Source organism: Paenibacillus polymyxa (assembly GCF_015710975.1).
In the GTDB taxonomy this organism is placed as follows: domain Bacteria; phylum Bacillota; class Bacilli; order Paenibacillales; family Paenibacillaceae; genus Paenibacillus; species Paenibacillus polymyxa.
This window is the reverse complement of record NZ_CP049783.1, coordinates 1,798,423-1,813,915: the sequence shown is the minus strand read 5'-3', so window position 1 is coordinate 1,813,915 and position 15,493 is coordinate 1,798,423. Positions and strand designations below refer to the sequence as shown.

Annotated in this window: 12 protein-coding genes; all 12 read left to right on the top strand. The window is 47.8% G+C overall.

Annotated elements, in window-relative coordinates:
- Positions 1-47: 47 nt before the first annotated feature.
- The 12 genes from spoIIE (at position 48) to cysK (ending at position 15,392) form a co-directional block, all read left to right on the top strand.
- Positions 48-2,555, top strand: coding sequence for a stage II sporulation protein E (gene spoIIE / locus G7035_RS08115; RefSeq protein ID WP_019685739.1), 2,508 nt, complete (start codon positions 48-50; stop codon positions 2,553-2,555).
- A gap of 126 nt (positions 2,556-2,681) precedes the next feature.
- Positions 2,682-3,431 carry a vWA domain-containing protein gene (locus G7035_RS08110; RefSeq protein WP_016818910.1) on the top strand — a complete coding sequence of 250 codons (750 nt, stop codon included), beginning with the start codon at positions 2,682-2,684 and terminating at the stop codon, positions 3,429-3,431.
- Complete coding sequence (locus tag G7035_RS08105) at positions 3,415-4,353, top strand: protein kinase domain-containing protein (protein ID WP_016818909.1); 939 nt, start codon at positions 3,415-3,417, stop codon at positions 4,351-4,353. The genes G7035_RS08110 and G7035_RS08105 overlap by 17 nt, the downstream gene beginning before the upstream one ends.
- A 66-nt stretch (positions 4,354-4,419) precedes the next feature.
- Positions 4,420-5,868 (top strand): tRNA lysidine(34) synthetase TilS, encoded by a 1,449-nt coding sequence (gene tilS / locus G7035_RS08100; protein WP_019685740.1) that lies wholly within the window; start codon positions 4,420-4,422, stop codon positions 5,866-5,868.
- A gap of 47 nt (positions 5,869-5,915) precedes the next feature.
- Positions 5,916-6,455 (top strand): hypoxanthine phosphoribosyltransferase, encoded by a 540-nt coding sequence (hpt, locus tag G7035_RS08095; protein ID WP_013368693.1) that lies wholly within the window; start codon positions 5,916-5,918, stop codon positions 6,453-6,455.
- 97 nt (positions 6,456-6,552) lie between these two features.
- Positions 6,553-8,592 carry an ATP-dependent zinc metalloprotease FtsH gene (gene ftsH, locus G7035_RS08090; protein ID WP_017427052.1) on the top strand — a complete coding sequence of 680 codons (2,040 nt, stop codon included), beginning with the start codon at positions 6,553-6,555 and terminating at the stop codon, positions 8,590-8,592.
- A 280-nt stretch (positions 8,593-8,872) separates the two neighbouring features.
- On the top strand, positions 8,873-10,486 hold the full coding sequence (gene nadB, locus G7035_RS08085) for an L-aspartate oxidase (protein ID WP_019685741.1): 1,614 nt from the start codon (positions 8,873-8,875) through the stop codon (positions 10,484-10,486).
- Positions 10,476-11,366 (top strand): carboxylating nicotinate-nucleotide diphosphorylase, encoded by an 891-nt coding sequence (nadC, locus tag G7035_RS08080; protein ID WP_016818905.1) that lies wholly within the window; start codon positions 10,476-10,478, stop codon positions 11,364-11,366. The genes nadB and nadC overlap by 11 nt, the downstream gene beginning before the upstream one ends.
- A 6-nt stretch (positions 11,367-11,372) precedes the next feature.
- Entirely contained in the window at positions 11,373-12,140 is a 768-nt protein-coding gene (locus G7035_RS08075) for a type III pantothenate kinase (RefSeq protein WP_013308148.1), read from the top strand.
- A gap of 217 nt (positions 12,141-12,357) precedes the next feature.
- On the top strand, positions 12,358-13,242 hold the full coding sequence (gene hslO, locus G7035_RS08070) for an Hsp33 family molecular chaperone HslO (RefSeq protein WP_016818903.1): 885 nt from the start codon (positions 12,358-12,360) through the stop codon (positions 13,240-13,242).
- 20 nt (positions 13,243-13,262) lie between these two features.
- On the top strand, positions 13,263-14,213 hold the full coding sequence (locus G7035_RS08065) for a peptidyl-prolyl cis-trans isomerase (protein ID WP_019685742.1): 951 nt from the start codon (positions 13,263-13,265) through the stop codon (positions 14,211-14,213).
- Between the two features lie 240 nt (positions 14,214-14,453).
- Positions 14,454-15,392: a cysteine synthase A gene (gene cysK / locus G7035_RS08060; RefSeq protein WP_019685743.1), complete on the top strand. Its 939-nt coding sequence runs from the start codon at positions 14,454-14,456 to the stop codon at positions 15,390-15,392.
- Positions 15,393-15,493: the final 101 nt, after the last annotated feature.

The window sequence follows — 15,493 nt, the reverse complement described above, 5'->3', positions numbered from 1 at the left end:
CCGGTTTAAGATGAGAACATCAAATTGATGAATGGGGTGCCTGACGCATGATGGAGAAATGGAACGTGGTACATTTTCCGGGGTTAAAATCTAGAAAGTCCAAATCCAAAGAGCGTACGGAAGGTTGGCCTTCCAGACTCAAGAAACGGCTCGATTCACATAAAATGGTGCAATGGGTAACCGCGCAAAGATGGATGCTGCTATTGTCAGCTATGGGAGTTCTACTGGGACGCGCCACTATTTTGGACGAGCTTTCTCCTTTTGCCCTCGCTTATTTTGCGGTCATTACGTTCCTTCGGCGTGATCTAATGCTGCCTGTAGCTGTATCCGTTGTGCTAGGCAGCCTGTTAGCTCCTTACCCATCGTTGTTCATGATTGGTGGTGAGCTAATCGTATTTTATCTCCTGTATCGCGGGCTACGTACCTTCGATCGTCTGGAATTATCCTATGCCCCGCTTATGGTCTTCTTGTCTGTGTTTATGGTCAATTTATTTAACGCCGTGATGGCTCCGGCCTTTACATGGTATGAGCTTGTCATTGTGGGAACGGATGCGGTGCTCAGTTTTATGCTTACATTGGTGTTCACACAGGCCATACCGCTGTTTACGTACCGCAAGAAGGCAAGCCAATTGAAGAACGAAGAAATTTTGTGTCTGATTATTCTATTAGCCTCTGTGATGACGGGAGCAGTAGGATGGACCGTTCATTCACTGTCTGTCGATCATGTGCTTTCACGATATTTGGTCTTGGTGTTTGCTTTGGTGGGAGGTGCTTCGTTGGGTGCCTCGGTCGGTGTGATTACCGGTTTAATTTTAAGCCTGGCCAATATGTCCGCAATTGTGCAGATGAGTCTACTTGCTTTTGCAGGTTTGCTGGCAGGAATGCTGCGTGAAGGGAGAAAAGGTGCAGTGGCTCTTGGCATGCTGTTGGGCTCCTCCATTTTGACGATCTATTTGGATGGGACTGGGGACGTGTTGACATCAACCTGGGAGAGCTGCGCGGCAATTCTATTATTTTTAATGACTCCAAAAAGTTTCTTTAAAGCGGTTTCTACCTATGTCCCTGGTACGCAGGATCACGCCAAGTCCCAGCATGAATATGCCAAAAGAGTTCGTGATCTCACTGCCGAGCGGGTGACGAAATTTTCCCGTGTATTCAGCCAGCTATCGCGCAGCTTCCATCAGATATCTGCGAGTGAGGGAGCAAAACCGGACGGAGAAATGGAACACTTTATGAATGCGGTGGCGGAAGGAACCTGTGCCTCTTGCTTTAAGTGCGAGCAGTGCTGGGACGGCAAGTTTATGCAAACCCATCAGTATATGACGGAAATGATGAGCGCCATTGAGGATAATCCTGATTTGGAGCCGGAGCAGATGCCGCCACAATGGAGCAAGGCATGTGCCAAGACGGGCGCTGTCCTGCAGGTAATGAAGCAGCAGTATAGTCTCTACCAACATAATATGCAGTGGAAGCGCCAAGTATACGATAGTCGTCAGCTTGTTGCTGACCAGCTATCCGGTGTATCGCAAATTATGGAGGATTTAGCGCGGGAAATTCAGCGAGAAGGGCAGACCATGCATCGGCAGGAAGAGCAAATCCGAGAGGCTCTTGATCGACTCGGCTTGTCCATCCAATCCATTGAGATTATTAGCCTGGATGCAGGTCAGGTTGAAATAGAGATTGTCCATGCCTATACAAGGGGATTTGATGAATGTCGGAAAATCATTGCTCCACTGCTGTCGGACATACTGGACGAGCATATAGCTGTCATGCGCGAAACGGCGGCAGATCGCCGCCAAGGCTTGGCTACAGTCATGTTCGGCTCTGCTAAAACGTATGAGATTGCTACAGGAGTAGCTAGTGCGGCCAAAGGAGGCGATTTCTTCTCAGGAGACAGTTATAGCATGATGGAGTTAGGGAATGGGACTTTCGCAGTCTCTTTAAGTGACGGTATGGGGAACGGAGAGCGTGCGCAGCAAGAGAGCAGTGCAGCACTTAACATTTTGGAAGAACTACTGCAATCAGGTATGGACGAAAAATTAGCGATCAAGTCGGTTAACTCTGTCCTGATGCTCCGATCACCTGAGGAAATGTATGCTACGGTGGATATGGCGCTGATTGATCAGTATACGGCCCGGACAACCTTTATGAAGATTGGATCTACACCGAGCTTTATTAAAAGAGGGGAGGAGGTCATTCCCGTATCTGCAAGCAATTTACCGATTGGCATTATACAGGATATCGAGGTTGATTTGGTGTCACTGCAACTCCAGCCAGGAGATATTCTCATTATGATAACAGACGGTATATACGATTCACCGGGTTATGCAGTCAATAAAGAAATATGGATGAAACGCATGATTCAGGAAATTGAAAGTGAGGATCCACAGGAACTGGCCGATTGTTTGCTAGAACGGGTTATTCGATACCAACAAAATCAAATCTATGATGATATGACTGTAGTTGTTAGTAAAATTGATCACTTTCGCCCAGAGTGGGCCACCCTTCATGTACCTGGCATGAGGTGGTTGGAACGTCCGCGGACGGTGAGCTAGACTGACATTGCCCGGGAAATTGCTTATTCATTTTTAAAAATCCGCATCCTTCGTTTGAATCGTTCCGGATTAGGCAAAGATAGAATCTATCGGAATAGATTAAGAGGAAGCGGAGGTCAAAAAGCGATGAAGCAAATTTTGATCATTACAGATGGATGCTCTAACGTAGGGGTTAGCCCAGTAATGGCGGCTGCCCAAGCTTTACGTGAGGGAATTACAGTGAACGTCGCCGGAGTCATAGATTATGGAACTATCGGCGAGCTTGGGAGCGCAGAAATTCAGGAAATTGCTAAAGCAGGGGGAGGGTTTAGCCAAATCGTCGGTACGAAGCAGTTGGCGCAAACCATGCAAATGATGACGCGCAAAACAGTGGTTCAAACGATTCAGCAGGCGGTTAATAGAGAGTTAACGCACATTTTGGGTGAGGGCGGCGCCCGGCATATCGGTGAACTGCCTCCGGCCAAACGAGCTCAGGTAGTTGAGGTAATGGATGAACTGACAGAAACAAGCCCTCTGGAAATTGCTTTACTCATTGATGCAAGTGCAAGCATGAAGCCTAAGCTGCCTGCTGTAGAGGATAGTATCCGCGATTTGCTGCTCAGTTTACAGTCCAGAAGCGGACTCAGCCGTATATCTGTATTTCATTTTCCGGGTGGACGAATGGGAGAAGACGCAGTCATGGATATCGGGTGGACCTCTGAGCTAGACCAGATCAAATCGATATTCGGACGCTTGCGGATGAAAGGAGCGACACCGACAGGACCAGCCATTTTACAAGTGATTGATTATTACCGATATGTTACACTAGGGGAACAGAAAGATCTGGAAGAATCCTATGGCAAAGGAGAAGGGATGCTCGGTGACTACGTCGTCTGATCCCGTTCTTGCACCCGGAACGGTCATCAAGGGCAAGTGGAAGCGGAGTAGCTATGTCATCCAGCGCTTGCTGGGCCGGGGAGCGAACGGAACTGTATATTTGGTAAAAGAAGCACAGGCCGATCGGCAATTTGCTCTCAAAATGGGAAAGAACACGCTTGATCTGCAATCGGAGATTAATGTGCTGACCACATTACAGTCTCAAGGGACTCAGGCTGCCCTCCAGCGGAATGGGAATCCTTCCTTCTTGTTTGAAGTGGATGATGTAGTGTTACGCAATGGGGAGATCCCCTTTTATGTTATGCGATACGTTAAAGGAGATCCGCTTCATAAATTTGTGGCAGCCAAAGGGTCTGAATGGTATGGTGTGGCTGGGACTGGCATACTGAATCGTCTGGCCGATCTCCATCAGGCAGGATGGGTGTTTGGCGACCTGAAGCCTCAAAATATATTGGTCAATGCCTATGGAGAGGCTGAGTTGATTGATTATGGTGGCGTGTCCCTTGCAGGTCGGAGTGTTAAACAATTTACAGAATGGTACGATAGGGGATTTTGGAATGCTGGTAGCCGAAATGCTGATCCCCAGTATGATCTGTTTGCCTTTGCTCTTTTAACGGTTCATATATTGGAGAGCGAATCGTTAAAGGCGGCTGCGAGTAGGCTGCCGCAGCTACGTAATACGGCAGAATTGACAGTCATTATTCGTCGCAGTCGTGTATTACGCCCCTACGCCGAATGGCTGCTGGGTGCAGTACGTGGGGAATATTCCGATACTCGTGCAGCGGCCCGAGCTTGGTCGCGTCTGGCTTCCGCGCATGTCAGGCAATCATCTGTCAAAAGAGGAAATCCACGCTGGTTGGGATATGCTTTCACGGTATCGCTTTTGCTGCTTGCTGGAGCGCTCTGGATTGCGTTAAGGTAGCAGCATGACTTACATAAGATAACATAGGATCATCATTTTTACGGTCGGGAGAAAAGAGGGTCGTGAATGGGAACAACAAAACCGACCGGTGTTGTACAGGAAGTGCTCGCTTTGGCGCGAGAACATTCCCTGTGGAGCCCCGGAGACCGCATTGTGGTTGCTGTATCCGGCGGACCGGATTCGGTGGCCCTTTTGCACATTTTACATGAAATATCCGTTATACATATGCCATTACAACTTGTCTGCGCTCATGTTCATCATGGCTTCAGGCCAGAGGAATCGGATGCGGAGGCTGAAGAGGTACGCAATATTGCCCGAAAGCTCAAGCTTCCATTTGAAATGATCCGGGTTGATGCACCCGCTTATATAAAGAAAAGCGGCAAGGGTCCACAGGAAGCGGCCCGTGAGCTACGGTACAGCTTTTTACATGATACGGCTACGAAGTGGGAGGCACAGCATATTGCTATGGCTCACCATGGCGATGATCAAGCGGAGACAGTCCTCTTGCACTTGCTGCGCGGTAGCGGACCGGCGGGTTTGGCGGGTATGCGTTTGGCACGCACCGAAAAAAATGTGCAACTCATTCGCCCGCTGCTTCGTATGTACAAGGCTGACTTGATTGAGTATTGTAACTTTTATGGTCTTTCCTATGTGACAGACAGCACTAATTTATCGACCAAATACCGTCGTAATGCCATCCGCATGGATGTGCTTCCTTTTTTGGGGCAATATAATGAGCAACTGACACCGTCCCTGAACCGGCTAGCCGAAACGATGGCTGACGAAAATGATTTTATGGAGGCAGCTACACTGTCGGTATACGAGAAAATGGTGCATTTCAATAATGGCAGGTACATGTTTTCCATCGCATCATACCGTGAGCTATCCGTTGCTTTACAACGGAGGTTGATTAAACTAATATTAAATTATCTGCCTTCGGACAGTGGAAATTTTGATTTTCGTAAAATTGAGACCGTTCGACTAAGACTTCTCCAGGAGACAACTTCTACATGGAGCTTGGACTTGGGCGGCGGTGCGGTTGGAGTCCGCGAATATGACCAGGCGGTTTTGTTTGACCGTACGCAAGTCGTTATGGGTGAATGGAGCTATGGACTGAGCGTATTGCCTATTTCCGGTGAGCTTGAGTTGCCTGAAGCGGGTGGTATACTCCGGTGGCAAAGAGCTTCCTATTTGGATGGACAACATCCGGCGAATGAGGAAGAAGCATGGTTCGACGCAGATGAATTGACTCTGCCGTTGACTGTACGCTCGCGATTACCTGGAGATACCATGTATGTAATGGGATTAAACGGAAGAAAAAAGGTTAAAGATATTTTTATTGATGAAAAAATACCTCCTTCAATGCGTTCCGTTCTTCCCATCGTCTGCGACCATTCTGGAGTTGTTCTCTGGATTCCGGGCGTACGACGTTCTGTACATGCTGCGGTGCAAAAGCACACGTCTTCGGTTATATATATGTCATGGCAAAGACGAGAGAGTCCGGGGTACCGGTAATTGCGCAGGAACGGCTTTCATAGTATAAACTTAGGAGGTTTACACCGTTGCAAAATGATATTCAGGAAGTATTGATCAGTGAAGAAGAAATTCAGAGTAAAATCAAGGAATTAGGCGCACAGCTTAGCGTGAAATATGAAGGGAAAAATCCATTGGTGATTTGCGTGCTGAAGGGTGCGTTTATCTTTATGGCCGATTTGGTTAAATCCATTACAGTGCCGTTGGAACTTGATTTCATGGCTGTATCTAGTTATGGAGTATCCACCAAATCATCAGGCGTCGTTAAAATCATCAAAGATTTGGACGCTTCCGTAGAAGGACGCGATGTTCTGATTGTCGAAGATATTATCGACAGTGGTCTGACACTGACACATTTGATTGAATTGCTTAAAAATCGTAATGCCAATTCGGTATGTGTCGTAACTTTGTTCGACAAGCCTGCACGCCGGACAGTTAATCTTGAAGCTGATTACACCGGATTTACACTTCCGGATGCGTTTGTTGTCGGCTATGGTCTGGACTATGCCGAGCACTACCGGAACCTCCCATACATAGGGATTTTAAAGCCGGAAATCTACACCAGCTAATCTCAGCCTCCAGTCCTAGGACTAAATAGGGTCCTTTGTTGAGAAGGGCTTACAGGCTATGGTAAAATAACTTAAGTGTCTCGAGAGGAGGTAGGGGATGAATCGGTTCATCCGGAATTCTGGTTTTTATTTGATTCTTTTTTTAGTTGTGGTGGGTATCGTTCAGTTTGTTAGCAACAGTAACGAAGCCTCCGATCTCCCTAGATATGACCAATTACGGCAAGAGGTTAAAGCTAATAATATCTCTAAAGTAACGGTCCAATTTGACGGTTACGCCTATCTTGTAACCGGTGCATATAAGAAGCAGCCGGCTAATGCTAAATCAACCAATTTTTCCGTATACGTTCCACCAACGGATCAAGCACTAAGTGAACTGGTGAATGCCAGCGAAACGAACGGGTTTGAATACGTACAGAAGAAAATGGAAGGCGAAAGCATTTGGCTGACATTTTTGACTTCTATCATTCCTTTGGTGATCATGTTCCTGTTGTTCTTCTTCCTGTTTAATCAGGCACAGGGCGGTGGCGGCAAAGTAATGAACTTCGGCAAGAGCAAAGCCCGTCTGTATAACGAAGAGAAGAAGAAAGTTACCTTCGAAGACGTAGCAGGGGCTGACGAAGAGAAGCAGGAGCTTGTCGAAGTCGTAGAATTCTTGAAGGACCCACGTAAGTTCGCAGCCGTGGGCGCTCGTATTCCAAAAGGTGTTCTGTTAGTGGGCCCTCCAGGTACGGGTAAAACACTCTTGGCGAGAGCTGTTGCAGGCGAGGCCGGAGTGCCGTTTTTCAGTATCTCAGGTTCTGATTTTGTAGAAATGTTCGTCGGGGTCGGTGCTTCCCGTGTTCGTGACTTGTTCGAGAATGCGAAGAAGAACGCTCCTTGTATCATTTTTATTGATGAAATTGATGCCGTTGGACGTCAACGTGGCGCCGGATTGGGTGGCGGACATGATGAACGTGAGCAAACGCTCAACCAATTGCTCGTAGAGATGGACGGATTTGGCGCAAACGAGGGCATCATCATCGTTGCTGCTACTAACCGTCCGGACATTCTAGATCCAGCCTTGCTTCGTCCTGGACGTTTTGACCGTCAAATTACGGTTGACCGTCCAGATGTTAAAGGTCGCGAAGCAGTATTGCATGTACATGCACGCAACAAACCATTAACGAAGGATGTTAAATTGGACGTCATTGCGAAACGTACAACAGGCTTTACGGGCGCTGATCTGGAAAACTTGTTGAACGAAGCTGCCTTGCTGGCCGCTCGTCGCAACCGTAGAGATATTTCGATGCGAGAAGTAGATGAAGCTATCGACCGCGTGATCGTAGGTACTGAAAAACGCAGCCGCGTAATCAGTGACCGCGAGAAACGGATTGTTGCTTATCATGAAGCAGGGCATACGATTATCGGTTACTTCCTGGAGAATGCCGATATGGTTCACAAGGTAACTATTATTCCACGTGGACGTGCAGGCGGATATGTCATCATGCTTCCGAAGGAAGACCGCATGCTGACAACCAAGCAGGAATTGCTGGACAAAATCACTGGATTGTTGGGTGGACGTGTTTCCGAGGAGCTGTTTATTGGTGAGATCGGAACAGGGGCTTATAGTGACTTCCAACAAGCGACAGGCATTGCGCGTAGCATGATCGTGGAATACGGTATGAGTGAGAAGCTCGGCCCGATGCAGTTCGGAACTTCCCAAGGTCAAGTATTCCTTGGACGTGATATTGGTCATGAGCAAAACTACAGTGATCAGATTGCTTATGAGATTGACCAGGAGATGAATCGCTTCATCACTGACTCCTATGAGCGTGCTAGAGAACTCTTGACGAAGTATTCGAAAGAGGTTCATTTGATCGCTCAAACCTTGTTGGAAGAAGAAACCCTGGAGCTTGAACAAATCAAACGTTTGATCGAGACAGGTTCTTTGAACGGCAATACGAATGAGGGAGAAGGAACACCGGAAAACGGTGAGCCTGTGATCGACAACATCGGTGATGTTCGTGTACGTATTCAAGGTAAGGATGACGAGCCTAAGAATACAACAGATCAACCGAACGATATCCCTAATCTGCAAAAACCAGAGGATGATAACAATTCAGGCAATTCCGGCGGTACTCCACCGACAACAACCTGATTATCTGATGGATAGTTGAATAAGCATATATGTAAGCTTCGGGGAACCAGATCCTATTGGTTTTCCGAAGCTTTTTTAAATGTGGAAGATTATTGCTGACGTGATTTGACAGACACAGGAACGTTGTGTACATTTATTGTTAAATAAACGGCTGTCGCCTTCCTAGCTTAAAAGGCCAACAGCCGCTGCAATCGACTTACTATCATTTTGAACATATCCGTGAGCGCATACTGTACGATCTATGGTGTGCGCTATTCTTCTGTGAAATCAGGTGAAAGGCATGATTCCAAGATATCTAGTTGATTTTGATGTAGCGGAATTGACCCAATACGAAGCCGACGTCTTAATCATCGGCTCCGGTATTGCGGGCTTATATACAGCGATTAAGGCTGCGGAGAATCGGAAAGTGTTGCTGATTACCAAGAAAACTTTAATGGAAAGCAACACACGTTATGCTCAAGGCGGCATTGCTGCTGTCACATCGGACGAGGATACACCGGCTTACCACATGCAAGATACTCTGATTGCTGGTGCAGGTCTGTGTGAACCCGAGGCGGTCAGAACGCTTGTTCATGAAGGCCCAGAAGGTATTAAAGAGTTAATACGATTGGGGACAGCCTTTGACCGTGTGAATGGTGAACTAGCGCTAACCCGAGAGGGGGCGCATAGTCATCGTCGCATTTTGCATGCAAATGGAGATGCCACCGGTTATGAAATCGTGCGTGCCTTGTCACAGCAGGTTGTCGCCCATCCCGGTATTGAGGTGTGGGAAGAGTGCATGGTCATTGACCTGCTGACTGAGCATGGTGAGTGTATTGGGGCCCTCGTTCAAATGCCAGATGGGGAAAGGTCGTATATCACTGCCAATGCAACCATTTTGTGCTCAGGAGGTAGCGGGCAATTATACCGTTACACGACTAACCCGGGTATCGCAACTGGGGACGGTATTGCTATGGCTTATCGTGCGGGGGCAGTTGTACGGGATATGGAGTTCGTACAGTTTCATCCTACGGCGTTGTGCCATCCGGGCGCTCCAAGGTTTCTAATTTCCGAAGCCGTACGGGGAGAAGGGGCCGTGTTACGCAACATTCATGGAGAACGCTTCATGGACAAGTACGATTCCCGACAGGAGCTTGCACCCAGAGATATCGTAGCTCGTGCGATCATCCATGAGATGGAACGCACTCAGTCTACGTTTGTATACCTGGATATTACACACGAGCCGCCTGAGCGGGTAAAGCAACGTTTTCCAACGATTTATCGGACATGTCTGTCATATGGGTTGGATATGACGACAGGCTGGATTCCCATTGCTCCTGCTGCCCATTATATGATGGGTGGTATCCAGACTAATCTATACGGGGAAAGCTCTGTTAGGCGTTTGTTCGCTTGTGGAGAGACTTCTTCCACAGGTGTTCACGGCGCTAATCGTCTGGCGAGCAATTCGCTATCTGAAGCTATTGTGTTCGCCAGTAGGATTATCGAGCGGCTGCATTCATTGCCACCGCTGGTCGGCCATACTTTGATATCTTACAGTGATAACCGTGCAGAGTTCCAGGCTTCATCCGTCGTGGGACAGCGACATAAGCTGCAAGAAACGATGGTTCATTATGCTGGAGTTCGTCGGCATAGTGAAGGGCTGCAAGCAGCTTTAGAAGAGCTGCACGGGCTAGTGCCTGTTTTTCAGGCTGTGATCACCAGCCGGGAAGAGATCGAATTCGCCAATTTGCTCACCTGTGCTTTATTAGTAGCAGATGGTGCGTTGCTGCGTGAGGAGAGCCGGGGAGCACACTATCGTGAGGACTTCCCTGAGACAGATGATCGCATGTGGCGAAAGCATGTTCAGCAGAGACGTGAGCAAGGCATAACGGAGGAGAGCGTTCATGACATCTAACAGCGAGCTTTATGGAGAGTTTAGCGGATATCAGGAAGAACTGACGGCACAAATTCGCAGCTGGCTGCGAGAAGATACAGGTTCTGGCGATGTGACCACACGTTGGACGATTGAGCCGGGTCACCAATCCAAGGCTGTCATTCATGCCAAAGAGAGCGGCGTGATTGCGGGTTTACCTGTGGCTGAACTTGTATTTCGAGTAGTGGACCCTTCCTTGTCGTTCACTCCGTTGGTGACCGATGGCCAATGGATTGAAAAGGGGAGCGTTTTGGCAGAAGTGAATGGGAGTACTCATGCGATTTTGACCGGGGAGCGATTGGCATTAAATTTACTTCAGCGGATGTCCGGTATTGCAACGCGGACGCGGACTTTTATAGATCAACTGCATGGACTTTCCACGCGCTTGGTGGACACACGTAAAACAACGCCAGGACATCGACTGTTAGAGAAGTATGCTGTGCGTGTAGGTGGCGGTTCGAATCATCGCTTTGGTCTGTACGATGCGGTTATGATTAAGGATAATCATATTAAGGGCGCGGGTGGGATTGCACAGGCGGTCAGCCGAGCGCGCGCGCATATACCGCATACAATGACGATCGAAGTAGAGACGGAAAACATGACGCAAGTCCGGGAAGCTCTGGAGGCTGGGGCGGATATTATTATGCTGGATAACATGTCCGTCCCAGATATGAAGGAAGCCGTTCGCTTCATTCGTGAACAGGCCCCACACGTCAAAACAGAAGCCTCAGGCAATGTATCGTTGGATACAGTGCGTGAGATGGCTGAGAGCGGCGTAGATGTGATTTCTGTAGGCAGGCTGACATACTCTTTTCATAACCTGGATATCAGCCTTGACCTTAACGCTAAGAAAGATAGGTGACACCGATTGATTCTTGTAGTGGATGTAGGTAATACCAATATTGTTCTGGGGATGTATGAAGGGCGCGAGCTGTTGCACCACTACCGGATCAGCACTTCCAGACAGGCAACAGCGGATGAATACGGCGTACTCATACATAATCTTTTTAGTATGGGCGGCGTATTAAAGGATGACATTCAGGGAGTTATTATTTCCTCTGTCGTTCCGCCGTTGGTCCGTGTATTAGAGGAAATGTGCGATAAATATATAGGCAAAACGCCGTTAATCGTCGGACCGGGAATCAAGACCGGTCTTAACCTGCGTTACGAGAATCCGCGTGAAGTAGGTGCGGATCGGATCGTGAACGCTGTTGCGGCTGTAGAACGGTTCGGCGGGCCTCTCGTTGTGGTGGATTTTGGAACGGCGACGACGTTTGATTGTATTGACGATAAGGGAAACTATCTGGGTGGAGTCATTGTGCCGGGTATCGGCATTTCGACAGAGGCACTGTATCAACGGGCTTCCAAGCTCCCTCGTATCGAGTTGGAGAAACCCAAAAAGGTTATTGGTCGGAATACGGTCCATGCCATGCAAGCCGGGATTATTTTCGGTTACGCTGGACAAGTGGATGGCATTGTGAGGCGCATTAAGGAAGAAATGCAGGCAGAACCTACAGTTATTGCTACCGGAGGTCTTGCAGAGCTAATCGCATCAGAGACAGAGAGCATTCAGAAAGTGTTGCCGATGTTGACGCTCGAAGGATTACGCATCATTTACCAACGTAACGCCGAATAAAAAGTGGATATAAGCTGCCGCTGAGTCAAGCCGATGATCTTATCGGTTTGGATTAGCGGCGTTTTTCGTCTATACTGAAATATGTTACGTTTTTGAACAATTCGGTGATCTGTTAAGACAGGTTGTTTATATAGTGGGAAATGATGTTTCAAGGATGAGGAAATACTAACGAAAATAAGCAGCATGGCTGCCTTGGATAATAGGGGAGGATATCAATATGGAAAATAAGCAGGATCGACTTATTCGCGGTACAGCCATGGATGGAAGGGTTAGAGCCTTTGCGGTTCGGACAACTCAATTGGTAGAAGAATTGCGGAGAAGACATGATACTTATCCTACAGCAACTGCTGCTTTGGGACGAACTCTCACAGCAGGTGCAATTATGGGTTCCATGCTCAAAGGCAAAGAAAGACTGACCATTCAAGTCAAAGGTGATGGGCCGATTGGTCAAATCGTCGTGGATGCCAATGCTGTAGGGGAAGTGCGAGGGTATGTTACTGAGCCCCATGTGCATTTGCCAAGCAATAGTATGGGCAAACTGGATGTAGCGGGTGCAGTAGGTACAGAGGGATTTATTCATATCATCAAGGATTTGGGATTAAAAGAGCCGTATCGCGGTAGTATCCCGATTATTTCAGGTGAACTTGGTGAAGACTTTACCTATTATTTTGCCAAATCCGAACAGACTCCGTCAGCGGTGGGTTTGGGTGTGCTGGTAGATACGGATAACTCCGTTATAGTGGCCGGCGGGTTTATTATTCAATTGCTTCCAGGTTTGAATGATGATGAGATTACTGCTATCGAAAATGCAGTCGGCTCCATTCCACCCGTTACCGCTCTGCTGGATCAAGGGCTAGAGCTTGACGAAATGCTGCGTTGGATGCTGCCGGACGTTCGAATCCTTGATGAAATGGATATCCATTTTCAATGTGAGTGCTCACGCGAGCGCGTAGAGAAAACATTGATCAGTCTGGGAGAAAGTGAATTGAAGCAATTGATTGAGGAAGAAGGACAGGCTGAGGTCGTGTGTCACTTTTGTAACGAGGCTTATCAGTTTAATAAGGATGAATTGCAAAATCTGTTAGATCAAGCCAAGGCCTAACCGGATAGGCGGTGTAAGCGATGACTACACGGGAAAAGGGATTATGGACAGCTGTCATTATTCTGACCGTTAGCGTCGCCGCCTTGGGTGGTCTTATCATGCTTCGGGGGCTGTTAAAGCCGGGTGATGTAAGCAAGGATGACGGCGATCATACTGTGGCGGAGATGGGTCAGGAAGGCATATCGGAGGAACAGTGGGTAGCGGAACTGAAAAAGCGATATGGAACGAATACGCTGTTGCAAATGTTGAATCGTAAAGCCGTGCAGGCTGAAACCAAGCGTCTCGGTATCAAGATCACCCAAGAGGATTTACAGCAGGTGCTGGAGCAGGATAGCAAAGGGTACGACTCAGAACACGCCTACTTTGAGGAAATGCAGCGACAATTTGGCCTAGATCCGGTTGACTTGCGGAATGAAGCGGAGTACCGAATTGGCTTGGAGAAAATAGCCACGCAAGGTATTCAGGTTGAGGAAACGGAGATTGACGAGTATTGGGAACAGCACCCTGAGGAATTTGCCGTTGGTAAGCAGATCAAACTGGCAGCTCTTTATGTGGCCAAAGCAGAGGAAGCAGAGGTGTTGCTGGATCGGGTTAAGCAAGGAGAAAGCTTCGACACGCTGCTTCGGGAACATTCAGGCTCAGGTAATCTTCTCGGCGAGGATCATAGCGGACAGCTGGGATGGGTGGATGAATATGACCCATATCAACCGGAGGCGATCATGAAGGCGGCAAGAGAACTAAGCTCCGGGGACGTTGCAGGTCCCATCTCCATTAACGATGGCTATGCGGTCATTTATGTACAGGATGTCAGGCTAAAGAGTTCTTCGGATAAGCGGCAGATTCGTCAGCAAATTCGCCGGTCGCTTGCGCTGGCACAAGCCGTTCCTTTGGATGAGGTCGAGAAGAGTCTGCGTGATAAATATGGAGCTCGTATTTTATCTGGGAAAGAGGTACCTTCCGCTTCTCTATAGCGTCGTAAAAGAATCTAGATTTGAAGGAAGCACGGTGCGGATAACGCGGGCGAACAGCATTGTAGCTTATTTACTCGTATTGACAATGGAATTGAAGATTGTTATGATTAGCGTATAAAACCAACTATTTTTATCGGAAATTAAATGAACGGCATAACACGAAGAATGATTTACCTAGAATCATCTACAATATGTTTTCGCAATTTTTAATATATCATCTACAGTCAGGGAGGAATTATCATGGCTAAAGTTGTTAATAACATCACCGACCTTATCGGGGAGACTCCCCTCGTTCGCCTCAACCGGATTGTACCGGAAGATAGCGCCGAAATTTATTTGAAACTGGAATATCAGAACCCGGGCTCCAGTGTAAAAGACCGTATTGCGATTAGTATGGTGGAAGAAGCTGAGCGTGAAGGTCTGCTTAAGCCGGGCGGTACTATTATTGAAGCAACTAGCGGTAACACAGGAATCGGCTTGGCTATGGTTGCTGCTGCGAAGGGGTATAAAGCAGTAATTGTTATGCCAGAAACGATGAGTATAGAGCGTCGTAATTTGTTGCGTGCTTATGGAGCCGAGCTTGTGTTAACACCTGGCTCAGAGGGTATGAACGGATCTGTTAAGAAAATGGAAGAGCTATTGAGCGAAAACCCGGATTATTTCGCTGCCGAGCAGTTCAAGAACAAAGCTAATATCAAAATTCACCGTGAAACGACGGGTCCTGAGATCGTAGAAGCGATTCGTTCTATTGGCGGCACTCTGGACGCTTTTATAGCAGGTATAGGGACTGGTGGAACTATTTCCGGTGCTGGAGAAGTGCTTAAAAAAGAATTCCCTGATATTAAAATCGTGGCTGTAGAGCCCGCTTCTTCCCCATTGCTAGCAGGCGGCAAGCCAGGACCTCACAAAATTCAAGGGCTGGGTGCCAACTTTATTCCTGAAATTCTAAATCGCGATATCTATGACGAAATTTTTCATGTAGAAAACGATGAAGCTTTCGAGGTAGCGCGTAGAGTGGCCAAGGAAGAGGGCATTTTGTCCGGTATTTCTTCTGGCGCGGCTGTTCACGCGGCCTTGAATCTTGCTAAGCAATTGGGCAAGGGTAAGCGGATTGTTGTCATTATTCCAAGTAATGGCGAACGTTACCTGAGTACACCACTATACAATTTCGAGCTGTAATTATGTCGTAATTGTGTATACTATACGTAAGGAAACCCTCATTTCCCCTGTAACCGGGGGATGAGGGTTTCTTTGTAACGAGAAGAATGCAGACTTTTGGC